A 19,305-nucleotide genomic window follows, 5' to 3' on the forward strand; every position below is an offset into this window, starting at 1 on the left:
AAATTCAAAAATTTAAATAAGGCTGAACGCCATGTCATACAGTTATTTAGGGGTACTGTATGGTCGAAACCCTCTCCGAGCATGTGCAACGGCCTTGCTGTATAGTTTTTCGACCCTGCTCGATGTGTTGGTTCAATTAAATATGCACATGCCTTTTCTAAACTGGCAACCGCCAGCCAACACCACCCTGTATCGGATGCAGCATAGCGCTACATTTTGGTGGATCATTCTCTTTAATGCACTTCCCTGTTTATTCCTACTTTGTTTGCCACAGCAAAAGCTGATGGCGGGGTTAAATTATTGGTTATTAGCTGGGGCCGTGATTTTTATCATTAACCTATTTGCTTGGGCGGTCTTTCCAATGGCGACATGGGCAATCGTCTGCCTCAGTTTGTTTCAATTGCATCGGCATAACGAACAACTATTACAGCATTCCTGAGAGACGCCCTGATATGACTGAGAAGTCATTTGTCGGAAGTTTCAGCCATTGGGTCTGTGCAAAAACGCATTAGAATAATTCTACGACTGTATTTTAAGCGACTACCATGACTCAAATTTTGCAAAAAAGACCGCCTGCGCTCAATATCCGTGCTGGCCATTTAGCCCGCCAACTGATTGAACAAGAGGGTTTAAACGCTGCTCAAGTGGATATCCTGCCCGGTGCTGCGGGTGGTCCGAAAGGCATTGGTATTCAAGGTTTAGATCAGGCGATTTTTGCTGACTTTTTGCCACGCGCGCAACAAAAGCGTACTTTAATTGGTTCATCGATTGGCAGTTGGCGCTTTGCCAGTATTGCTGCTTGGGGAGCCATTGAAGGGACGAAACGCCTTTCTGAGCTGTATACCAATCTGAGCTTTCATAAAAAGATGAGCCGTCAAGAAGTCAGCGATGTGTGTCGTGGCATGCTGATCGATTTGATTCAAGGTCAAGAAGCGGCACTGGTTAATCACCCGGATTATCACCTCACTGTGCTTTCAGTCAAAGCTCAGCATATTTTCCAAAGTGATAAAGCTCTGCCGCTATTAGCCTCTGTCGCAGGAATCGTGGGAACGACAGCGCTCGCACGTAAACACAGTCGTTATTTCATGCAGCGTGTAATTAGTCAGCCTGTGTCAGGTCATCAATTTACCGTGGCGGATGATGGCTTTACCACGCATTACCATGCATTGACTCAAAATAGTGTTATGCCGTGGCTTATGGCATCTGCATCTATTCCTGGTGTTATGGCCGCGATCCGTGATATCCCTGATGCACCACAAGGCAGTTACCGCGATGGCGGCCTAATCGACTATCACATTGACCTGCCCTTCCAAAGTCAAGGCATCGTACTATATCCACATTTCACAGATAGCATCACCCCCGGTTGGTTTGATAAATTATTTAAACGTCAGGCTAATCCAGACAATCAAGCGCGTACCTTGTTACTATCACCTTCACAAGAATACCTTGCAAGCTTGCCGCTTGGCCGACTGCCTGACCGCAAAGATTTTACCCTCAAAGGTTTAGACAACCAACAACGGATTAAAATGTGGAACCAATGCGTGGCTGAAAGTCAGCGTATGGGCGATGAGTTTTTGGAAATGGTTGAGAAGCAACATTTCCCAGCAGTCATGCAAGCACTCTAAGCGTTACAGTAATCTCTTGCGAGGGACGCTATAATCCTGTTTCAGAATTTTGAGCTTATTTAGTATAGATTTATGCGGATATTTTTAACTGTTTTGCAGTATGCCTGCATCGCTTTTGCACTTTTCCTTGTTTATCAAGTGTCAACCGCCTTGATCAGCGGCCAATACGATTTAATGGAAGTAGTGGCAGATGTCGGTACCATTTTAATTTGTATCGATTTGGCGGTATTTTTATTTACTAGTAATGCAAAACAAGGCATTAGTATCGAAGACTATGCGAAACAATTGGAACAAAAACCGTCTAAATTGGTATATGTCACCCGTAAATTGGGACACTTCGGTATTTTGCTGATCATTACCAGTTGGATCGTACCGATGATTCGCTAATGTATTTTAGTTCAATAAAAAGGATCATCATGTGTTCATGATGATCCTTTTTTATGTCATCGGATTTTATTTATCCGAAGAAATTAACCCGTCCAGTTTTTACATCATACACTGCACCAACAATCGCCACTTTACCTTCTTGCACCAACTGCTGTAGCACTTCACTATTTTGCAAAATATAGCGGATGTTGTAATGCACATTCATTTGCGTAACTTGCTCTAAAAATGCCGGACTCAGCGTTTGTGGTTGCATCAATTCGGCAACACGCGATACAGACTCATTGAGTGGCCCCAGCACATATTGAATATGTGGCATACGCGTCAGGCTCTGAATCGATTGACCAGCTAAATGCAACTGACAAGCACTGCTAACCGCACCACAGTCCGTATGACCAAGCACCACGATCACTTTGGCACCTTTGGCTTCGCAGGCAAATTCCAATGATCCCAAAACTTTTTGTCCCGCGACATTCCCCGCAATGCGTAAACTAAATAAATCGCCAATTCCAACATCAAAGATCATTTCAGTCGGCGCACGAGAATCCATACAACCTAACACTGCCGCAATCGGATGCTGCCCTTCTTCAGCGGTCACCCGCAGTTGCCGATAGATATCTCGTTGCAAACGCTCATTTTGTACAAAACGTTTATTGCCTGCTTTAAGCAAAGCGAGCACGTCCTCTGGGTTCAAACGTTGCTGTAAAGCTGCTGTACTAATATCTATATCTAATGCCGCCTCCTGCGCATCGGCATAGTGTGTCTTGAAACCAATCAACTGCACTTGCACTTTACGCTGTGCTGCCTTTTCCTGCTGGTACTCTTGAATAAGCTGGAAAATATCAGCATCCATATCACTCACATGTGTAGCATCAATCACCACTTGTTCGCCGCGATGGATATGTTCCAATGCAGATATTAATGCCGAACGGTTGAGAAAACTGACTTGTGAAGGCAATTCAATCCGTGTAATCACCCCATGTAAATGATGCTCTTTATACACCTTCAGTCCCTTATTAAAATTGGCATATAAAATAAAGGCCGCACTACTGGCTAAACCAATCAAGATTCCGAGCAATAAGTCTGTGAGTAAAATCGCCAACAAGGTAATGATAAAAGGAATAAATTGTTTCCAACCTTTTAAATAAAGCTGTTTAAACAATTTGGGATGCGTCAGTTTAAAACCTGTGAGGATTAAAATTGCAGCTAATGCTGAAAGTGGAATCATGTTCATCAAAGGCACTAAACACAGCACGGCAAACAGGAGCAACACGCCATGAAAGATGGCAGAACATTTACTTTTAGCTCCAGCACTGGCATTGACCGAACTACGAACAATTACTGACGTCAGCGGCATCCCGCCTATAGCACCCGAAACGACATTGCCGATGCCTTGCGCCCATAACTCTCGGTTGGGGGGTGAAGAGCGCTTATGCGGATCCAATTTATCTGCTGCTTCTAAATTCAATAAAGTTTCTAATGACGCCACAACCGCCAAAGTGATAGCGCCCGTATAAATCAGAGGATTATTTAAAGCGGTCCAATCCGGAAAGATCATCACATTTTGTGGCTGATCCCAAAGGTTAGGAAGTTGGATGAGATTTGATGGATGAACTGCAAAAGACGAGCCACTAAGCACCAACACGGCATTACATAGTGCAGCAAGAACGACAGCAACCAAGGCTGAAGGCAAAACCCATTTTTTGCATGGGCTCTGCTCCCAAAGCAACATCAGTACAAGGCTACCGATACCGATCACAATGGCACCCACATCCCATTGCAAATTGAGCGGCTGTGACTGCCACAACACTGACCATGAAAATTGGTTCAAGCCAAACAGATAAGGCATTTGACTCCCAATCAAGATCAGCCCGATAGCTGCCAATAAACCCAATATGACATTGTTCGGAATAAAGTTGGCAAAGAAACCGAGCCTAAATATGCCAAATCCAATCTGTAAGATACCGGCAAAAACAATACACAATAAAAAGGCGGCATAGTTGCCGCCGAGTAGTTCAAGCTGTACCAAAATGACTGCTGTTAAACCTGCTGCTGGCCCTGCAACACTGATATGTGAGCCACTCAGTGCCCCAACTAAAATACCACCGACAATGCCGGCAATAATGCCAGAGAGAATCGGTGCGCCAGAAGCCAATGCAATGCCTAGGCATAGCGGTAAAGCCACGAGAAATACCACTGTTCCAGATAAAAAGTCGTGAATATGAAATCGATGTCGTTCAATTTTAGATGTCATCATTTTACCGTTTATAATAAATATCAAATAATTAGATGTAAGTATGTAAAACCTAAAGTTTGTGACCACTTTATGGCGTGACTTATATTGTCTGACAATCGAACGATTCTATAGTGTGTTTTGATACGTGATTTGTGTGATTTTTACACTTTATTGCGAAGTTTAAGATTCAGCTCATTTATCTTTGATAGGCCTTAAAAGAAATAAAAAAACCTCCCAAATGGGAGGTTTTTTATAGCGTATTGAAACCACATTGCTTCAAAAAATTATACGTCGAATCATAATATTTCTTGGGACGAGTCCAGTCACTGTCATCTACAGATGGTATATACAACACCATACCTTGTCGCGCCCGAGTCAGTAGCACTCGATATGCATTTAACAGGTATTTCTGCTTTTCAGTTTGCCTTATATTTTGCCATCGACTACCTTTAAAGGCTTGAAATTGCCAATCTTGATCAAAATAAAAATTAATATCCCATGCCACGCAACTGTAATCTATTTCCAAGCCTTGCACATCAAACTCAGTTGCAATATCTTCCAAATAATACGCAGAACGTACATCTGTATTTGAATTCAAAAACCAATCTGCAGGTGTTATTTTATTCTTTACATCAATACCTTCGGCTTTTAAACGTCTGGCACCCGAACTAGCAATAACCCCAAAGCGCTCTGAACCCTTAGCCTTTCTTTTTAACCACTGTTTAGCAACATTAAAATCACGACAAAGCAGAATAGGATAATCTTGGGACATCATATGGTAAGTTTCTTTCGCGGACTTTGCATCACCATCTAATACATGTTGAATCAAATGTGAAACTTGTTCACTGCGAAATGACCGGACAGAAACAGCAAGATGTAAATCTTCCTCATTTTTTCCATTTTTTTGAACCCAGAATTGTTGTTTAGGATCAGTTAAATAGACTTTATCCTGCAAAATTTTGTTAGAAAAGTAGATCTTCCATTTCGGGTATTTATGTTCTAATGCTGATAGCCATTCAGAAACACCTGCTTCTCCAGTGTTAATCTCCTGCCCACCACCAATCAGGCAAACAACGACACACCAATCAGCGTGGCGATCCATAACACTAATGAGAAACTCTGGTTCAGACATCGAAAAATTATCAATACCTTTTTTCTGTTTCATAAAGTTTGAAACCTGATCCTTTTGCCAGGCCCTTTGAGCTTCATCAAAAATAACGACTTTTTCGATTGGCACCTCATTTGATTTCAAATAATGATCTCTAAAATGATGAATATTTTGTATAAAGGCTTTGGCTTCACGTTCTGCCTCAGATCGCGTCTTTTTTTCTGTTTGTTGCTTAGCAAGTTCCACGGTATTTCGAACCAATGCTTCACGTAAAACATCAACTAAAGGACCATTCCCAGATAAAAATACAGAATGTTCTTGTTCATTTGTTTTTAAACGCTGGTTCGCAATATTAAGACCGGCCAATGTCTTTCCTGCACCAGGTACACCCGTTAAAAAACAAATCGTTTTTTTATTTGTTAATTTTGCATCTTCAATAATTTGTTCGATTTTTTTCGAAGTGATCGCTAAATTTTTTGCACCGGCATCACTTCTAGAAATTTCATCCACTGTATGACCTTGATATAACGCCTGAGCTGCTTCAATAATTGTGGGTGTTGGTTTATATCGAGACTCAACCCACTGTTTGATATTAAGTTGCGTAAGACCTGCAAATTGATAAAGCGCTTGTTCGATTACAATCCGTAAATTATGGGTGTTACAGCATAAAGTATCTTGATAAGTGGATACCGCTGACCATGACTGTTCACAACTTTGAGCTTGGGTTGAAATTAAAAGTGGTATGACCTTTTGCTGATGACTACCTTCATGAAAATTCAACAAATCCAAACAATAATCTATGACCTGAGTCTTAGCATATTGTGGGTAACTCTTTTCACCTACTTTAAATTCAATAACAAAAATTAAATTACGTATCAAAAGAATGTTATCTACGCGCTTACCCATCCGTGGAATAGAGAATTCAAAAAAGATTTCTCCCTCATCTAAAAAATCCAACTGTTGTTTTAAAATCTCAATTTGTTTTAACCAAGCGTTCTTTTGTAAATCTTCCAATGCAAATTCATGCTGTAGTGCCAAAGCCCCCATAATTTCTTGTTCATTTGTATGTATGAATTGTTGCACTGAACCCTGATAATAACTACGTAACATCATGATCTTCTAAGTTTATTTAAGCTTTGATTGTTTTAATCTTATATAAAAAAACCTCCCATATGGGAGGTTTTTTTAACAGTTAAAGATTACTTCGAACCTTTAATCCCTGCTTGTAATAACAACGCACCTAAACCACCAATTTTATTTTCTTGTGGTTTCGCTGCTTGAGGTTTTTTATGACCTTGTGGGCGGTCGCCTTGCGGACGGGCATGCTGTGGACGTTTCGCATGTGGCTTACGCTCACCACGTTGTTCTTGCTGGGCATTGTCACGACGTGGTTGACGTTGTGGTTTCGCTGCAGCAGCACCTTCTGCACGCATAGACAAGTTGACACGGTTACGTTCAACATCGACATTCAAGACACGAACTTGAACAATTTGACCTGGTTTCACGACTTTGTGCGGATCTGCAACAAATTCATTTGCAAGTTCAGAAATATGCACTAAACCGTCTTGGTGTACACCCACATCCACGAATGCACCGAAGTTGGTTACATTCGTAACCACACCTTCAAGCTGTAAACCTTCAGTCAACTGCGCCACTTCTGTGATGTCTTCACGGAATTTAGCCGTGCGGAACTCTGGACGTGGGTCACGGCCTGGTTTTTCAAGTTCAGATAAAACGTCTTGAATTGTCGGTAAACCAAATTGGTCATTTACAAATGCTGCTGCATCGATCTGACGGATAATTTCAGTATTACCAATAATATCTTTTACAGTCGTCGCTTTTGCTTCCACAATTTTTGCCACCAAGTCATATGACTCTGGGTGAACTGCAGATGCATCCAATGGTTCAGAACCATCTTGAATACGTAAGAAACCTGCTGCTTGTTCAAAGGTACGTTCGCCTAAACGAGGTACTTTCTTCAAACTTTGACGGTTATCAAAACGACCATTTTCTTTGCGGAATTCAACGATTTGCTGTGCAATCGATTTATTTAGACCCGCGATATAACCCAAAATAGCAGATGATGCTGTGTTGACATCAACACCTACTGAGTTCACACAGTCTTCCACAACCGCTTCTAGCGTTTTTGCCAAACCGGTTTGGTTCACATCATGTTGGTATTGACCCACACCAATCGATTTAGGATCAATCTTCACAAGTTCAGCCAATGGATCTTGTAAACGACGTGCAATCGATACAGCACCGCGGATCGATACATCTAAATCTGGCAATTCATTTGACGCCAATTCAGATGCTGAGTAAACCGACGCGCCTGCTTCAGATACCGACACACGAATCAAGTTCAAGTCTGTATTTGCTGCCATCATTTCAGCTACAACAGCTTCAGTTTCACGGCTTGCAGTACCGTTACCAATGGCAATCAGTTCAACATTAAACTCACGGCATAGACGTGCAAGTTCAGCCACTGATCCAGCTTTGTCTTCTTTCGGAGCAAATGGGTAAATCGTGCTATGTGCAAGGACATCACCTGATGCATTCACAACAGCCAATTTCACACCCGTACGGATGCCTGGGTCTACACCCAATGTGCAACGTGCGCCTGCAGGAGCAGAAAGTAATAAATGACGTAGGTTTTCAGCAAAGACATCCATCGCTTCAGCTTCAGCAGCCAAACGTTTTTCAGTCAATAATGAATGTTCAATCGCAGGACGAACTTTACCGAGCCAGAACAATTTTGCAGTTTGTTTTAAGAAATCTGCACGCGCTTGTGGTTGTGCTGTTTCTAAATTGTATTCAGTATCAATACGAGCCAATGGTGCATCATCTTCACCATCGACTTTTAAGCCCAAGACATTTTCTTGACGGCCACGGAGCATCGCCAATAAACGGTGTGAAGGGACTTTATTTAAGCTTTCAGAGAAATCAAAGTAATCACGGAATTTTTTACCGACTTCTTTTTTCTCATCGCTTGCAACTAAACTTTTCAACACTGCAGTTTTCGCAAATGTCGCTTTTAGCTCAGTGGTTAATGCAATATTTTGTGCCCATTCATCAATTAAAATGTGTTGAATCGCATCAAGTTGACTTTCAACATCTGCATAATCTTCATGGCTAAAGCCTGCCAAAGCTTCCGTAGGATCGATCGCTTCATTAAAGATTTTTTCAGCGATTGGGCCTAAACCCGCTTCTTTGGCTTTAAATGATTTACTGGTACGTTTTGGACGGTACGGTGCGTAAATCTCTTCTAAAGCATTTTTCGTTTCTGCTGCATTCACGCGAGCAAGTAAGTCATCAGATAACTTGTTTTGTTCTTTTAGAGATTCGATTACCTTTTCACGGCGCTCAAATAAATCACGCAGGTAAGTCAGACGTGTATCGAGCTGACGTAATTGAGTATCGTCCAGACCTTGCGTCACTTCTTTACGGTAACGTGCGATAAATGGAACACTGGCACCTTCATCAATGAGCTTGATGGCAGCTTCAATTTGATTTGGACGTACGGCAATTTCTTTTGCCAACTGCTGAACTAAGTCAGTCATCGTATTAGATCCCTGCAAGGATAAGTTCTAAAAGCCATGATTATAAAGACCAAGACCATAAAATCCACAATTGTTTTTATAAATTTATTCGTGGTTTTTAATGCCAGTTCATCTCAAATACACATTTTTTTACGAAACTGACTATGAAACAGCAAATTAGCGAGACTTAGATAAGCAAACTGATTCGAACAACATGTATACATTTGGTATCTATGTCTTGATTTTAACTGCAATATTTGTTGCTTTAGAGCATAGTAAATTTATATAAATGAATCGTATACTCAAGTGAAATCGACTTTTTGTTTACGATGACAATAAAGAATAAGGAGCACGTCATGAGTTTAGTTGTACCTGCTGAAAAAACAGATGCCGTACAAGCCGAAACCGACCGAGTCGAACGCATTCTGGTTGTCGATGATGATGTGCGTCTACGCACCCTCTTACAACGCTTCCTAGAAGATAAAGGTTTTGTGGTCAAAACCGCACATGATGCGACTCAGATGGATCGTCTGTTGCAGCGGGAACTCTTTTCCCTGATTGTGCTCGACTTTATGTTACCTGTTGAAGATGGCTTGAGTATTTGTCGCCGTCTGCGCCAATCTAGCATCGATACCCCAATCATTATGCTGACCGCTCGTGGTAGTGATTCAGACCGTATTGCTGGACTTGAAGCCGGTGCAGATGACTATTTACCAAAACCATTCAACCCGAATGAGCTTTTGGCACGTATTCGTGCCGTATTACGTCGTCAAGTGCGTGAAGTTCCGGGCGCACCAAGCCAACAAATGGAAGTGGTGTCTTTTGGTCCGTGGTCACTCGACCTGTCTACTCGTACATTAACCCGTGAAGGTCAAGTCGTCACATTAACAACGGGTGAATTTGCCGTACTTAAAGCATTAGTTCAACATCCTCGTGAACCACTGACACGCGACAAGTTAATGAATCTTGCTCGTGGTCGTGAATGGGGTGCTATGGAGCGTTCAATTGACGTTCAGGTTTCTCGCCTGCGTCGTTTGGTTGAAGAAAACCCAGCACGTGCACGCTATATCCAAACCGTTTGGGGCGTGGGTTATGTCTTTGTTCCAGATGGTGCTGAATAATCCAAATAAATAGTAATAAAAAATTCCGCCGTTCATTAGGCGGAGTCTTTTCATTGAACATTAAATTTATCCAATAACCTGCGGTTCGCCTTACTTTTGTTTCGGCAAAAGTAAGCAAAACCATTGTCATACGCAAAACTCGTCTCATTTCTGCTTCATATCAGAATCATCGCAGAAACATAATCTATTCCATGCTTCCTGCCTCGAACAGTTGCGTATGACCTGAACGCGTATCCAACAGGGTTAATTGATCTCACACTCTAAAATTTACTCTAGGGATATAGCGTGAAACTCGAACCCATCGACCCACAGGAATTTACCGACTACGTTACCTACTCCGAAAAAAAACGGACACCTTGGGAACGCTTCCTCGATAAAATCAAACCCCGCTCTGCAGCCATGCGGACCACCGTATTGGTCTTATTTGTGGTGTTTTTTAGCCTGTTTATGTCCTTATGGTTCTTTTGGCGCACACTCTATTTACCCGAAATTCAACAACATGCTCGTTACCTCGCGGTCGAGCTTGAAATCATTAACAATCCTGATTTACGGATTTTTCATAACAATGCCGAAGTGGATGTCGACGACTGGATGCGCAACCGTGTCGGGATCGAATATGTGACCGATCCGAAAGAATTCCCCAATGTCAAAGACAAAGTCATTGCAGAGTTCTTTACCAATCAAATTGAAAAGAAACTGGCCAAAGAAATGCGCATTGATAATGCGACCGTGTATTTCCAATTTAAACCTGACCCACGCATCTGGATTCAAACTCCAGAAATGAATGGCAACTGGGTTCGCGAGCCTTTAAAAACCTATGCCAACTATAGCGCAGAGCTGATTTTAGGCTGGTTATTGGGTATTCCGCTGATTGCTGGCATCATTATCTTAACCTTGGTTCGTCAGCTCAACCGTCCACTAAAACGTTTACAAGATGCGGCAAACAACTATAGTAAACACGGCACTGCACCTTATTTAGAAACCAACCATGGGCCACAAGAAATCCGTGAAGTAAACCAAGCCTTTAACCACATGGTCTACACGCTGGAACAAACTGAACGTGATCGCCGCATCATGTTGGCCGGTATTTCCCACGATTTGCGTACTCCGCTGACCCGTATTCGACTCAGCGCAGAAATGATGCCTGATGATGACTTCCTAAAAGAAGGTCTGATTTACGATGTTGAAGATATGGATGCAATTCTGAATCAGTTCATTTCGTATATGCGAGATGGCTCTGATGAGGTTCCGCAAGATACTGATTTAAATGCGCTATTGCAGGAATTAGTGATTCAATTTAAACCTTTAGATATTCGCTTTGAACCTCAAGACTTACCGATTATTCAAGCACGTAGCCTGTCCTTAAAACGATTAATAGGGAACTTAATCAATAACTCAAAACGCTATGGTGCCGAGCCGATTGAACTGTCTACCGAATATGAAGGTGACCATATTCAAATTCGCGTTGCCGATAATGGCGAAGGGATTCCTGAAGACCAAATTGAAGACCTGATGCAACCTTTTGTACGTGGTAATGATGCACGTACCATTCAAGGCAGTGGACTCGGTTTAGCCATTGTAAAACGTATTGTGGATATTCACGAAGGTCAACTTTCAATTCACAATCGAGCAGAAGGTGGACTCGAAGCGATCATTTCTTTACCACTGCAAAAACTCGAAAATGATGAAATATTAAACAACAGCCCATTGGAAAAAATTAAGCAAAGTTTAACTGAACGCTTTTAACAAGCGTTCAAAAAAGCAACGAACAGTTTTGTTTAAGCTTTAACCATTGATATTTTTAACTTTATTATTCAGTAGTTTAAAAAACATAATAAAATCTTATACCCACATTTTTTCAAAAAATTAGACCTTAGCCTAACAGGTATGCAAAATGGCTTTTTTGATCGGTACAATCCGTATCAGTTTTGAGAATTTCACGAGAGTATATGATGTCTTTAGATCGCATCCGTTTAACTGCCCTTCACGACAAAGTTATCAGCGCAGAAAAAGCTGCTGAATTCATTCAGGATGGTATGACGGTAGGTATGAGTGGTTTCACACGCGCAGGTGAAGCGAAAGCTGTACCTTTAGCGTTGGTTCAACAGGCTCATGCTAATCCTCTTAAAATTACCCTAATTACTGGCGCGAGCTTGGGTAACGATTTGGACAAAAAATTGACTGAAGCAGGTGTTCTTGCTCGTCGTTTACCGTTCCAAGTAGACAATACATTACGTAAAGCCATCAACAAAGGCGAAGTGATGTTCATCGATCAGCATTTGTCTGAAACAGTTGAACAAATGCGTAACCTTCAGCTTAAAAAGCCTGATGTGGCAATTATTGAAGCTGTTGCGATCACTGAAGATGGTGGCATCATCCCTACAACTTCTGTAGGTAACTCTGCAAGCTTCGCAATTTTTGCTGAAAAAGTGATTGTTGAAATCAACACCAACTTAAGCCCAGCATTCGAAGGCTTACACGATATTTATATCCCAACGTATCGTCCAACACGTCAAGCGATTCCATTGACTCAAGTTGACGAACGTATTGGTACACATGCAATCAACATCGATCCTTCAAAAATCGTAGGTATCGTATTTAACAACGAATTGCATGACTCTCCATCTACAGTGACTGCACCTGATGATGAAACTCAAGGTATTGCAAACCACCTGATCGCTTTCTTTGAAAAAGAAGTAGAAGAAGGTCGTTTACCGAAAAACCTTGGTCCATTACAAGCAGGTATCGGTTCAATTGCAAACGCAGTATTGACTGGTCTTAAAGATTCAAACTTTGAAGACTTGATCATGTACTCTGAAGTACTTCAAGACTGTACATTTGAATTGATCGACGCAGGCAAAATGAAATTTGCTTCAGGTTCTTCTATTACGCTTTCTGCTAAATATGGCGAAAAAGTATTTAATAACCTTGAACAATACAAAGACAAACTTGTATTACGTCCACAAGAAATTTCGAACCATCCAGAACTTGTACGTCGTTTAGGTATCATCGGTATCAACACTGCGCTTGAGTTTGATATCTACGGTAACGTGAACTCAACTCACGTTTGCGGTACAAAAATGATGAACGGTATCGGTGGTTCAGGTGACTTCGCACGTAATGCACACTTGGCGATCTTCGTGACTAAATCAATTGCAAAAGGCGGCGACATTTCTTCTGTTGTTCCATTTGCTTCTCACATTGACCATGCTGAACACGACGTTGACATCTTAGTTACTGAACAAGGTCTTGCTGACTTACGTGGTCTTGCTCCACGTGAACGTGCTCGTGCAGTAATCGACAACTGTGCTCACCCTATGTACCGTGATGCGCTAAATGATTACTTCGACCGTGCATGTGCGAAAGGTGGTCAAACACCTCACCTTCTACGTGAAGCATTGTCTTGGCACATCAACTTCGAAGAGAACGGCCACATGTTAGCTGCTCAACCAGAAGTTAAAACTGCTTAATTGACAGTGAAATAAGAAAACGCTCTTCGGAGCGTTTTTTTATGGCTTTTATTTTTCAATATGACTTATCAAGTCTGCAAAACTCGACTAATCTAAATTGGTCAAAATACATGCTAAAACAAAAATTATGTTTATTATCCGCCCCTATCTCGAATCTGATTTAGATGATGTAATTGCACTTTGGGAACTGTGTGATCTGACCCGTCCATGGAATAACCCTGAAATTGATATATTTCGAAAACTAGCGCAACGTGATCAATTATTTTTATTGGCTATCAAAGATGATCAATTGATCGCAACTGTGATGGGGGGCTATGATGGACATCGAGGCTGGGTCAATTATCTTGCTGTACATCCACATTTTCAGCGTAATGGCGTTGCCACCGCCCTCATTCAACAATTAGAAAAACGCTTAATTGCTTTAGGTTGCCCAAAACTTCAATTACTGATTCGCCAAGACAACATTGACGTACAAAATTTTTATGAACAATTGGGCTATGAAGAGGTTGAAGTGATTTGTTTGGGTAAACGTTTAATCACGGATTAATAGTCCGACAAATCTTCGGTCAATCCTTGAAGCAACATAAAAAAAATTCGACATTGCACCATCGAAACAAAAATGGATTGCATTGCTTGGCTTTAAATTTTAGGATTTGCCCCCATCATTTTCCCAGAACATAGAAAAGAGATTTCCCATGCGTGTAGATATCTGGTCAGACGTGGTTTGCCCATTTTGTTATATTGCGAAAAAACGCCTTGAAGCTGCTGCCGAAGAATCGGGTGTAGAACTTGAAGTGTTTTGGCATAGCTATCAACTTGATGCAGATGCGCCCGCTCGCCTAGAAATTTCTAATACTGAACGTCTAGCTCAAAAATATGGCCGCAGTATTGAAGAAGTAGAGGAAATGCAGCGCAATATTGCCGAAATGGCAAAAGCTGAAGGTATTGAATTTAACTGGCAAAAAGCCAATTCAGGTAATACTTTCAACGCGCACCGCTTGATTCATCTTGCACAAAGCAAAGGTCTCGGCAGTGAAGCCAAAGAAGCTTTCTTCTATAGCTATATGACGCAAGGCTTGGCCATTGGTGAACGTGAAACCTTAGAAGATGTTGCATCTCGTATTGGTCTAAACCCTGTTGAAGTCGATGACTTATTAGACTCAGATGAATTTGCCGATTTCGTCAAATACGACGAAGAAGTAGCACGCGATCAACTTAAAGTTACGGGTGTACCGTTCTTTGTATTTGAGCAACGCATTGCTTTAGCAGGCGCTCAACCGAAAGATGTATTTAAAAAAGTGATGGACAAAGCTGCGGAACTCCCTGAGCTTGCTCCTACACCTGTCTGTAATGATGAAAGCTGTGAAACACCTGAAAAATAATTCAGCGCGTTCAATCAAAAATCCCCGAACTTCGGGGATTTTTTATGATCAGTTTTTAACATCAATAAAATGAAACTTATTCCACCAAGAAGCTGATTTTTAAGTTCACTCGATATTCCGCAATTTTATTGTCTTTCACCACAACTTTTTGTTCATTAATCCATGCACCCTGAACGTTCTTTACGGTTTCAGTGACTTTATTAATTCCCGTTTGGATGGCATCTTCAAAACTTTTTGTGCTACTTGCATTTACTTCAACGACTTTAGCAACAGACATTGTATTTATCCTCATTGTTATGATTTTGAATCTTCATCATATGATTAAGTCACTTATTTTGGTTATTTTTCAAACATCAAAACAGCAAAATATTACATGTCTTACACAGGAGTGAATTCCACTTCGAGGGATTACAAACTGACCATCATTTATTACATGCTTTCTGTTTAAGCCAAGGCCACTACCGATTAGGCTAAAAGCTTCATTCTTCAAACGATCATGCTCGGGAGTAATGTCATGACTATTGAACCTCAAGCAACTTCTGCTGAAACCGAACTATCTACCAATACAACCCCTCAAACAACCACCAACGAGTCCCAAACAGGGAAGAATAGCTTTCTCTCACGTTTTTCTCCGACCGTCAAAGGTGCTGCGATCGGAGCTGTTGCAGGCAGTATATTACCTGTTTTTGGTACGATTAGTGGTGCCATTATTGGTGGTATCGCAGGCAAAGTCTATGAAAAGAAATGTGCCAAACATTCATAGATTTTTCATCTATATCTGAGTGATACGCCGCTGTCACTCAGCCACTAAAAACTCTAGAGCAATAACTCTAATAGACTGTTTTATATGAATATTAAATCCTACCATTTATCTTGTGTTGCCGAATCGATCATTTTTAATTGATTATTTTTTGATATTATTTTCACATAAATTCAAGTGATTAATTTTCTCCCTGACTCAATTTTTGAGTTACTAATGATTGATAGGAATACACAAATGAACGCAATCAAATATGCTATGGCTGTTGCTGTGATGGCGCTTTCTGCAACTGTTTCTGCACAAATCGTTTACGTACCAGATTTTCCAGTAAAAAAAGCTGTAACTGCTGAAACTGCCAATGCAGAGAGCCAAGCTCCAGCTGCTGATACAACTGAAGTTATCACAAACACAGAAAAAAAAGCTTAATTTTTAGCTGATTTTTCCATAAAAAAACCGATGGCTCCCACCATCGGTTTTTTATTTTATGTGCCTTTACTTTGGGCTTTATTCTTTACTTAACATTAAAAATGAACATCTAAAAGCGCTCAATCGCTGATGATGACTTCAAAAAAATTGATCCAACTATGCCGCGATAAAATTTGCAAAGCGTATCTTTAAGCTGATGATTTGGTATTATTTTTAAACAAAATGCGCATTAATTGTCATATTCAACACTTAATTTGTAGAAGCTGACATTTATTTCCATGTTTTTTTTAATGAAATCTCTATAATCAAATGAACTAATCGACTTCTTTATTTTTAAATTTACATTGTCCTATGCAAGAACTTCAGGCACTGATACAAGGAAAAATTTCACCGCAGGTCATCGATATTGAACGCCTGATTGAATTGGCCAATACATATCGAAACCCGAATTCGGCTGAATATAAATTAGTAGAACTTGCAACCAATATTGTATTGGCTAAATATTTAGAAAAAGCACAAAAAGTCCTTTAGGAAGCGGACAAATGAATTTACAAGAGAAAGTACAATTAATAAAAGAAATCCATGTACTGACCCATCAACTTGAACATCGTGCTTTAAGTTTTTATGAAACGGCGCTTTCTAAACGTCGGATTCATGAAATTTTTGCCTTATGCGATGAACCAATTTTTCAAAAGCAAATATTAAGTTATCGCGCATTAACTAAGCCACAAATGGCTGCAACTGAATTTTCCAAACAAACGCCATATTCATGGTTATTTCGTGGCTATTTTAACCATGATGCTGCACTTGAAAATGCTTTATATCAATATCCAGAGATGGGTTGGGCCTTGCTGCATGACCATGAATTAGGTTGGCAAGTGTGGATGATTCCAGCCAAACAGCGCACGGCTTTACTCAGTGAATGGGGCAATTTTAGCGAATGCTATGATTGGTTAATTGAACAACAACAGCTATATAAATGTTTAATCAGTGATACCGATCTACGTCTACATGCCTTACGCCTAAAGGATGAAATCATCTCAGCGCCAAGCTGTGTTGCAGCAAGTGTGGACAACCTACTGCCAATTGAAGCGATAAATAAAGACGGATCTGTTGATCTAGATCATTGCGATAAGCAAATCAATAAAGCGGATACGTTGCTTGATAACTCAAATACAAATAAACCGGAGCTTTCTGCACCTGATACCGTTCCTCTTGTTCTAATTGAGCAGCCAACACATGCGCCATCGGAGGAACATCTCAACTCGACAATGGCAGGCGTTGAATTTCCTGAACAGGTTCAAATCGCTCAATATACCGCTCGCGTTCAAACGCTGCAAAACATCGATGCGCAATTGGCCTTGTATGAATTGCAGTTTATAGATCAGCCTGAACTCACAACGCAACTTGATGTTCTATTACATACAACAGATGGTACAGATTGGAAAAACCAGCCACTGTATTTAGCAGAGCAAATCAATACCGAAGGTCGCTTCATCAAATATCTCTTGTTGTTTGGTGCGCAAACGCAGATGGAAGCCATTCGACTCTCTCAGCTGTTTTGCCAACAACATCAACATGAACTTGCCGCGATTAAAGTCATATCATGGGACAGTCTAGAGCAACTCTGTGCTGCACCTGATCAGCTCTATCAACAGTCTCAGCATGCTGAAATGATTTGGTCGCAAAACGACTATTATCCATTTATCCCGGTACAGTTAGTTCATACGCAAAAATTCATTCATTTTGATGAACCTGAACCGACGCTACATACCCCGCTGTTATTATTACAAGAACGTCAAAAAATACGTTTAATCCACGGTCAAAAACGCATGGCACTCTTGCGTACTGAACAAGCCCTTCCCTATTTGATCCTCCATCGACAGCAAGGTTTAAATTGGCAAAGCATCCAAAATGTGATCCAACAATTGGCTCAACCCATTGATGTGATTTCGCTTTATCAAGCACTTAAGCAAATGACCGAAGATTAATTGCATTTATTTTGTAGTTTGGCTTGCATTTATCCGACAAAAATAACAAAACTACAGATGCAGGATACTCAGATGATAATTAAATAGAGCCAAAACATATGCATAAAAAACAACAGTACTTTATTCGGACTTTGCTTTTTTCCGCATCAATGAGCTTGATGTATCAAGTTGCTTGGGCCAATGAAACTGATGCTGTCGTCAATGAAACTGAGGGTGAACATTCGCAGGATGTGCCTGAAACTGACCAAAATTCATCGTATATCACGCCAAAGACCTATGATTTTTTAGATCAAATTCCACGTTGGATTGATGCAACACCGACCTTCTTACCTGAACAATCAGATCACCCCATTGTTCCGACAACAGAACAAACGGAAAATAATAGCTGGACCGATCGACAACAGAAGAAAGTCCGAAATTGGGCAGATCGAACGGCCGTTCGCATGGATAATTGGTTTGGGCAAAGTGAGCCTGATAAACCAGCCAATGCTACCCTTAGGGTGATTTTAGACAACAGTTGGAATAAGCACGATGAATACGAAATTAAGCCACGTATTCGCGGTAAAATTAAGCTTCCCACTTTAGAAAAAAAATTGAGTGTGGTCTTTGGTGATGACTCACTTGATAATGAATTAGAAAATAATGCTGCAATTACCAATGAAAACCCTGCGGGGCGTAGTGATAAAAATTATGACAATAAGCAAACCCGTGAAGATAACAGTTCACTGGCTTTACGTTGGTCAGAAATTTCAGATCGACTGCCCTTCGAAACTGACGTTGATCTCGGTTTACGTTCTGGTGATGACCTATATGTCCGCTTAAAAGCAGCTAAAAAATGGCAACTCGACAATGACTTTCGTTTTTTAGCAGAACAGATTTATCGCTATGGCATCGACAGTGAAAATTATCTAAGAACCAATTTAGAATTAACCCATGCCCGCCCAGGCCAATCCTTTATCTCGAACCAATTCAACCTGACCTATGCCGATACGCAGGATGATGATTTGAAATGGGATAACTTCAGTTTTCGCCAACACCAATTTTTTAAAGGCAACCGCTTCAGCTATGGCCTATATACAGGTGGTTTTTACAATAACGATCAACTGCGTTTAAACAGTTGGGGGCCATCTGTGTCATGGCGCCAACCCTTCCTGCGCGAATGGTTTTATATCCAAGGCGATCTCAATTACCACAATAACCATCGTGATGATAAAAGCCACTTTTTGGGCGCTTTAGTGCGTCTTGAAGCCCTGTTTTAAAACC

The 19,305-nt window shown here is 40.9% G+C and carries 17 protein-coding genes; 13 read left to right on the forward strand and 4 right to left on the reverse strand.

The features are described from left to right. Window positions 1–31 precede the first annotated feature (31 nt). The 3 genes from FTU37_RS03445 (at window position 32) to FTU37_RS03455 (ending at window position 2,012) form a co-directional block, all read left to right on the forward strand. Window positions 32–439, forward strand: coding sequence for a hypothetical protein (locus FTU37_RS03445; protein ID WP_180010239.1), 408 nt, complete (start codon window positions 32–34; stop codon window positions 437–439). A 106-nt stretch (window positions 440–545) separates the two neighbouring features. Further along, the gene (locus tag FTU37_RS03450; RefSeq protein WP_180048786.1) at window positions 546–1,625 is read left to right on the forward strand and encodes a patatin-like phospholipase family protein; all 1,080 of its coding nucleotides are present in this window, start codon (window positions 546–548) and stop codon (window positions 1,623–1,625) included. A gap of 72 nt (window positions 1,626–1,697) precedes the next feature. Next, window positions 1,698–2,012, forward strand: coding sequence for a hypothetical protein (locus FTU37_RS03455; protein ID WP_078189807.1), 315 nt, complete (start codon window positions 1,698–1,700; stop codon window positions 2,010–2,012). A gap of 70 nt (window positions 2,013–2,082) precedes the next feature. On the opposite strand, the gene FTU37_RS03460 is transcribed toward FTU37_RS03455, so the two are convergent. From FTU37_RS03460 to FTU37_RS03470, 3 genes are all read right to left on the reverse strand, one after another. Next, window positions 2,083–4,263: a SulP family inorganic anion transporter gene (locus tag FTU37_RS03460; protein ID WP_180123788.1), complete on the reverse strand. Its 2,181-nt coding sequence runs from the start codon at window positions 4,261–4,263 to the stop codon at window positions 2,083–2,085. Window positions 4,264–4,495: 232 nt separating this feature from the next. Continuing rightward, a complete protein-coding gene (locus FTU37_RS03465) occupies window positions 4,496–6,463 on the reverse strand; it encodes a DUF2075 domain-containing protein (RefSeq protein WP_180007251.1) in 1,968 nt (655 codons plus the stop codon). 89 nt (window positions 6,464–6,552) lie between these two features. Then, window positions 6,553–8,913 (reverse strand): Tex family protein, encoded by a 2,361-nt coding sequence (locus FTU37_RS03470; RefSeq protein WP_180007060.1) that lies wholly within the window; start codon window positions 8,911–8,913, stop codon window positions 6,553–6,555. A gap of 335 nt (window positions 8,914–9,248) precedes the next feature. Between FTU37_RS03470 and ompR the strand changes: the two genes are divergently transcribed. The 5 genes from ompR to FTU37_RS03495 all read left to right on the forward strand — a co-directional run bounded on the left by ompR (window position 9,249) and on the right by FTU37_RS03495 (window position 14,865). Next, window positions 9,249–10,013 (forward strand): two-component system response regulator OmpR, encoded by a 765-nt coding sequence (gene ompR / locus FTU37_RS03475; RefSeq protein WP_078189809.1) that lies wholly within the window; start codon window positions 9,249–9,251, stop codon window positions 10,011–10,013. A 285-nt stretch (window positions 10,014–10,298) separates the two neighbouring features. Continuing rightward, complete coding sequence (locus FTU37_RS03480; protein WP_111885830.1) at window positions 10,299–11,759, forward strand: ATP-binding protein; 1,461 nt, start codon at window positions 10,299–10,301, stop codon at window positions 11,757–11,759. A gap of 206 nt (window positions 11,760–11,965) precedes the next feature. Then, a complete protein-coding gene (locus FTU37_RS03485; RefSeq protein ID WP_180123789.1) occupies window positions 11,966–13,483 on the forward strand; it encodes an acetyl-CoA hydrolase/transferase family protein in 1,518 nt (505 codons plus the stop codon). A 127-nt stretch (window positions 13,484–13,610) separates the two neighbouring features. After that, window positions 13,611–14,030, forward strand: coding sequence for a GNAT family acetyltransferase (locus FTU37_RS03490; RefSeq protein ID WP_180007058.1), 420 nt, complete (start codon window positions 13,611–13,613; stop codon window positions 14,028–14,030). A gap of 148 nt (window positions 14,031–14,178) precedes the next feature. Further along, a complete protein-coding gene (locus FTU37_RS03495) occupies window positions 14,179–14,865 on the forward strand; it encodes a DsbA family protein (RefSeq protein WP_111885832.1) in 687 nt (228 codons plus the stop codon). Window positions 14,866–14,941: 76 nt separating this feature from the next. Here the strand turns inward: FTU37_RS03495 and FTU37_RS03500 are convergent, their stop codons facing one another. Next, the gene (locus FTU37_RS03500) at window positions 14,942–15,142 is read right to left on the reverse strand and encodes a dodecin family protein (protein WP_067761311.1); all 201 of its coding nucleotides are present in this window, start codon (window positions 15,140–15,142) and stop codon (window positions 14,942–14,944) included. Between the two features lie 237 nt (window positions 15,143–15,379). Here FTU37_RS03500 and FTU37_RS03505 point away from each other — a divergent pair, with 237 nt between their 5' ends. The 5 genes from FTU37_RS03505 (at window position 15,380) to FTU37_RS03525 (ending at window position 19,301) form a co-directional block, all read left to right on the forward strand. Further along, a complete protein-coding gene (locus tag FTU37_RS03505; RefSeq protein ID WP_218946142.1) occupies window positions 15,380–15,628 on the forward strand; it encodes a glycine zipper domain-containing protein in 249 nt (82 codons plus the stop codon). Window positions 15,629–15,862: 234 nt separating this feature from the next. After that, window positions 15,863–16,051: a hypothetical protein gene (locus FTU37_RS03510; RefSeq protein ID WP_111885834.1), complete on the forward strand. Its 189-nt coding sequence runs from the start codon at window positions 15,863–15,865 to the stop codon at window positions 16,049–16,051. A 351-nt stretch (window positions 16,052–16,402) separates the two neighbouring features. After that, window positions 16,403–16,582, forward strand: coding sequence for a hypothetical protein (locus tag FTU37_RS03515; RefSeq protein ID WP_078189814.1), 180 nt, complete (start codon window positions 16,403–16,405; stop codon window positions 16,580–16,582). Window positions 16,583–16,593: 11 nt separating this feature from the next. Beyond that, complete coding sequence (locus tag FTU37_RS03520) at window positions 16,594–18,042, forward strand: hypothetical protein (RefSeq protein ID WP_180089633.1); 1,449 nt, start codon at window positions 16,594–16,596, stop codon at window positions 18,040–18,042. A 98-nt stretch (window positions 18,043–18,140) separates the two neighbouring features. Then, window positions 18,141–19,301: a hypothetical protein gene (locus FTU37_RS03525; RefSeq protein ID WP_180089635.1), complete on the forward strand. Its 1,161-nt coding sequence runs from the start codon at window positions 18,141–18,143 to the stop codon at window positions 19,299–19,301. The last annotated feature ends 4 nt before the right edge of the window (window positions 19,302–19,305 follow it).

Origin of the sequence: Acinetobacter sp. YH12097 (genome assembly GCF_013419225.1) — a bacterium.
Taxonomy (GTDB): domain Bacteria; phylum Pseudomonadota; class Gammaproteobacteria; order Pseudomonadales; family Moraxellaceae; genus Acinetobacter; species Acinetobacter amyesii.

Coding starts and splice junctions, on each gene's coding strand:
- FTU37_RS03445 (WP_180010239.1), top strand. CDS start 32: ATGTCATACAGTTATTTAGGGGTACTGTATGGTCGAAACCCTCTCCGA.
- FTU37_RS03450 (WP_180048786.1), top strand. CDS start 546: ATGACTCAAATTTTGCAAAAAAGACCGCCTGCGCTCAATATCCGTGCT.
- FTU37_RS03455 (WP_078189807.1), top strand. CDS start 1,698: ATGCGGATATTTTTAACTGTTTTGCAGTATGCCTGCATCGCTTTTGCA.
- FTU37_RS03460 (WP_180123788.1), bottom strand. CDS start 4,263: ATGACATCTAAAATTGAACGACATCGATTTCATATTCACGACTTTTTA.
- FTU37_RS03465 (WP_180007251.1), bottom strand. CDS start 6,463: ATGTTACGTAGTTATTATCAGGGTTCAGTGCAACAATTCATACATACA.
- FTU37_RS03470 (WP_180007060.1), bottom strand. CDS start 8,913: ATGACTGACTTAGTTCAGCAGTTGGCAAAAGAAATTGCCGTACGTCCA.
- ompR (WP_078189809.1), top strand. CDS start 9,249: ATGAGTTTAGTTGTACCTGCTGAAAAAACAGATGCCGTACAAGCCGAA.
- FTU37_RS03485 (WP_180123789.1), top strand. CDS start 11,966: ATGTCTTTAGATCGCATCCGTTTAACTGCCCTTCACGACAAAGTTATC.
- FTU37_RS03490 (WP_180007058.1), top strand. CDS start 13,611: ATGTTTATTATCCGCCCCTATCTCGAATCTGATTTAGATGATGTAATT.
- FTU37_RS03495 (WP_111885832.1), top strand. CDS start 14,179: ATGCGTGTAGATATCTGGTCAGACGTGGTTTGCCCATTTTGTTATATT.
- FTU37_RS03500 (WP_067761311.1), bottom strand. CDS start 15,142: ATGTCTGTTGCTAAAGTCGTTGAAGTAAATGCAAGTAGCACAAAAAGT.
- FTU37_RS03505 (WP_218946142.1), top strand. CDS start 15,380: ATGACTATTGAACCTCAAGCAACTTCTGCTGAAACCGAACTATCTACC.
- FTU37_RS03510 (WP_111885834.1), top strand. CDS start 15,863: ATGAACGCAATCAAATATGCTATGGCTGTTGCTGTGATGGCGCTTTCT.
- FTU37_RS03515 (WP_078189814.1), top strand. CDS start 16,403: ATGCAAGAACTTCAGGCACTGATACAAGGAAAAATTTCACCGCAGGTC.
- FTU37_RS03520 (WP_180089633.1), top strand. CDS start 16,594: ATGAATTTACAAGAGAAAGTACAATTAATAAAAGAAATCCATGTACTG.
- FTU37_RS03525 (WP_180089635.1), top strand. CDS start 18,141: ATGCATAAAAAACAACAGTACTTTATTCGGACTTTGCTTTTTTCCGCA.